General features: G+C 53.9%; 1 tRNA gene and 2 rRNA genes. All 3 read right to left on the bottom strand.

What is annotated here, in order from left to right:
- Window positions 1-39 precede the first annotated feature (39 nt).
- The 3 genes from AC1D0N_RS30145 to AC1D0N_RS30135 all read right to left on the bottom strand — a co-directional run bounded on the left by AC1D0N_RS30145 (window position 40) and on the right by AC1D0N_RS30135 (window position 3,418).
- Window positions 40-116, bottom strand: a tRNA-Met gene (locus AC1D0N_RS30145).
- A gap of 153 nt (window positions 117-269) precedes the next feature.
- A 5S ribosomal RNA gene (gene rrf, locus AC1D0N_RS30140) occupies window positions 270-384 on the bottom strand.
- 167 nt (window positions 385-551) lie between these two features.
- Window positions 552-3,418, bottom strand: a 23S ribosomal RNA gene (locus AC1D0N_RS30135).
- Window positions 3,419-3,552 lie beyond the last annotated feature (134 nt).

Below are 3,552 nucleotides of genomic sequence, written 5' to 3'. Positions count from 1 at the left end.
TAGCAAAACGGCCCGCATGATGCGGGCCGTTTTGGGATTTGGTTGCGGGGACAGGATTTGAACCTGTGACCTTCAGGTTATGAGCCTGACGAGCTACCGGGCTGCTCCACCCCGCGTCAACCTTAGAGGTAAGTTTTACCTTACCGGAATCAAGAGCCCCCAAATGAAAGGGCCGCTTGCGCGGCCCGTGTTCCCGTTGGCGGGCCTGTTCGTAAGGAGAAGATTTCACTGACATCCGATTGGATGTGAGTTCAACGTGCGTTTAGCAGACCTGGCAGCGACCTACTCTCCCGCGTCTTGAGACGAAGTACCATCAGCGCTGGAGCGTTTCACGGCCGAGTTCGGAATGGGATCGGGTGCAGCCGCTCCGCCATAACCACCAGGTCGGCAAAACGCACGTTGTTCGAGAAGCTTTTTGAGCGATTGGCCGCGACAATGCCTCAGGCGTTACGCCTTGGGCTCTGTCGGAGCTGTTCGCTGGTCTTTGTCGTGCCTGTCACCTCGGCGCAATCCAAAGGATTGTCGCCAATCAGTGAGCATAAGGAATGAGAACGATCAAGCCGATCGAACTATTAGTACCGGTAAGCTTCAAGCGTTGCCGCTCTTCCACACCCGGCCTATCAACGTGGTCGTCTTCCACGGTTCTCAGGGAATACTCGTTTTAAGGTGGGTTTCCCGCTTAGATGCCTTCAGCGGTTATCCCGTCCGGATATAGCTACCCTGCTATGCGGCTGGCGCCACAACAGGTCCACCAGAGATCCGTCCATCCCGGTCCTCTCGTACTAGGGACAGATCCTTTCAATATTCCTACACCCACGGCAGATAGGGACCGAACTGTCTCACGACGTTCTGAACCCAACTCACGTACCGCTTTAAATGGCGAACAGCCATACCCTTGGGACCTGCTCCAGCCCCAGGATGCGATGAGTCGACATCGAGGTGCCAAACAACCCCGTCGATATGGACTCTTGGGGGTCATCAGCCTGTTATCCCCGGCGTACCTTTTATTCGTTGAGCGATGGCCCTTCCACGCGGGACCACCGGATCACTATGACCGACTTTCGTCTCTGCTCGACTTGTCAGTCTCGCAGTCAGGCAGGCTTATGCCATTGCACTCAGCGACCGATTTCCGACCGGTCTGAGCCCACCATCGCGCGCCTCCGTTACTCTTTAGGAGGCGACCGCCCCAGTCAAACTACCCACCATACATTGTCCCGGACCCGGATAACGGGCCGCGGTTAGACATCCATAGTAATAAGGGTGGTATTTCAAGGTTGGCTCCACCTGAGCTGGCGCCCAGGTTTCAAAGCCTACCACCTATCCTACACATGCCACTACGAATGCCAATGTAAAGCTATAGTAAAGGTGCACGGGGTCTTTCCGTCTAACCGCAGGAACCCCGCATCTTCACGGGGAATTCAATTTCACTGAGTCTATGCTGGAGACAGCGGGGAAGTCGTTACGCCATTCGTGCAGGTCGGAACTTACCCGACAAGGAATTTCGCTACCTTAGGACCGTTATAGTTACGGCCGCCGTTTACTGGGGCTTCGATTCAGAGCTTGCACCCCTCCTCTTAACCTTCCAGCACCGGGCAGGCGTCAGACCCTATACGTCGTCTTGCGACTTCGCAGAGCCCTGTGTTTTTGATAAACAGTCGCTACCCCCTGGTCTGTGCCACCCTCCTCTACTTGCGTAGAAAAGGGTCACGCTTCTTCCGAAGTTACGCGTGCAATTTGCCGAGTTCCTTCAGCATAGTTCTCTCAAGCGCCTTGGTATACTCTACCAGTCCACCAGTGTCGGTTTCGGGTACGGTCTATAAGGAGGAGCTATTTCCTGGAACCACGCAGCAGCCCTTTCAATCCGATAAGATTGGACTACCTCAATGATCCGTCACTTCCTCCAGGCCCACGAATATTAACGTGGTTCCCATCGTCTACGCATTTCTGCCTCGACTTAGGGGCCGGCTAACCCTGCTCAGATTAGCTTTAAGCAGGAACCCTTGGACTTTCGGCGGGGGAGTCTCTCACTCCCCTTACGTTACTCATGTCAGCATTCGCACTTCTGATACCTCCACCACCCCTCACGGGTATGGCTTCATCAGCTTACAGAACGCTCCGCTACCGCTTGGCCCTTGCGGACCAAACCCTAAGCTTCGGTGTATGGCTTTAGCCCCGTTACATTTTCGGCGCAAAGACCCTTATTTAGACCAGTGAGCTGTTACGCTTTCTTTAAATGATGGCTGCTTCTAAGCCAACATCCTGGTTGTTTTGGGATCCTCACATCCTTTCCCACTTAGCCATAACTTGGGGACCTTAGCTGTAGGTCAGGGTTGTTTCCCTTTTCACGACGGACGTTAGCACCCGCCGTGTGTCTGCCGACTAGTACTCCCAGGTATTCGGAGTTTGGTTAGGTTTGGTAATCCGGTGAGGACCCCTAGCCCATCCAGTGCTCTACCCCCTGGGGTATTCGGTCGACGCTCTACCTAAATAGATTTCGCGGAGAACCAGCTATTTCCGAGTTTGATTGGCCTTTCACCCCTAGCCACAAGTCATCCCGAACTATTGCAACAGTTATGGGTTCGGTCCTCCAGTAAGTGTTACCTTACCTTCAACCTGCTCATGGCTAGATCACTCGGTTTCGGGTCTAATGCGACGAACTGAACGCCCTGTTCAGACTCGCTTTCGCTGCGCCTACACCTAGCGGTTTAAGCTTGCTCGTCACACTAAGTCGCTGACCCATTATACAAAAGGTACGTGGTCACCCGGGACGAACCTTGGGCTTCCACTGTTTGTAGGCAATCGGTTTCAGGTACTCTTTCACTCCCCTTGTCGGGGTGCTTTTCACCTTTCCCTCACGGTACTAGTTCGCTATCGGTCATGCACGAGTACTTAGGCTTGGAGGGTGGTCCCCCCAAATTCAGACAGGATTTCACGTGTCCCGCCTTACTCGAGGACGATTGATTGCATTACGCGTACGGGGCTGTCACCCACTATGGCCCTACTTTCCAGAAGGTTCCGCTTGTCTCTCAATCGCCACTGGCCTGGTCCGGGTTCGCTCGCCGCTACTTCCGGAGTCTCGGTTGATGTCCTTTCCTACGGGTACTTAGATGTTTCAGTTCCCCGCGTTCGCCACTTTACCCCTATTTTATTCAGGGTAAGTTACCTATTATCGATACTTGGAAACCACAGCAGCAAGTCTGCGCGATCTCAAAGAGATCGTCGCTTAACACTCAATCCTTTTGGGATTTCGCGTCGCCCTGCTGCTCTGATTTTCCAAGTACCTTAGGTGGGTTTCCCCATTCGGAAATCTACGGATCAAAGGGTATTCGCACCTCCCCGTAGCTTATCGCAGCGTATCACGTCCTTCATCGCCTGTGCATGCCAAGGCATCCACCAATTGCCCTTAAGACACTTGATCGTTCTCATTGCCAATGCCCACCCGCGCAATCCCGAAGGGATTGTCGCTTCAGCCTTCCCCTTGCGAGGTTGGCGTCCGCGCAATCTCGAAGAGATTGCCGCCTAGATCAAATCCTGTGCAGGATCCGATCCGAT

The organism is Mesorhizobium sp. P2_E10 (genome assembly GCF_056404235.1).
The sequence above is the reverse complement of the archived record's forward strand: the minus strand, read 5'-3'. Positions and strand labels throughout refer to the sequence as shown.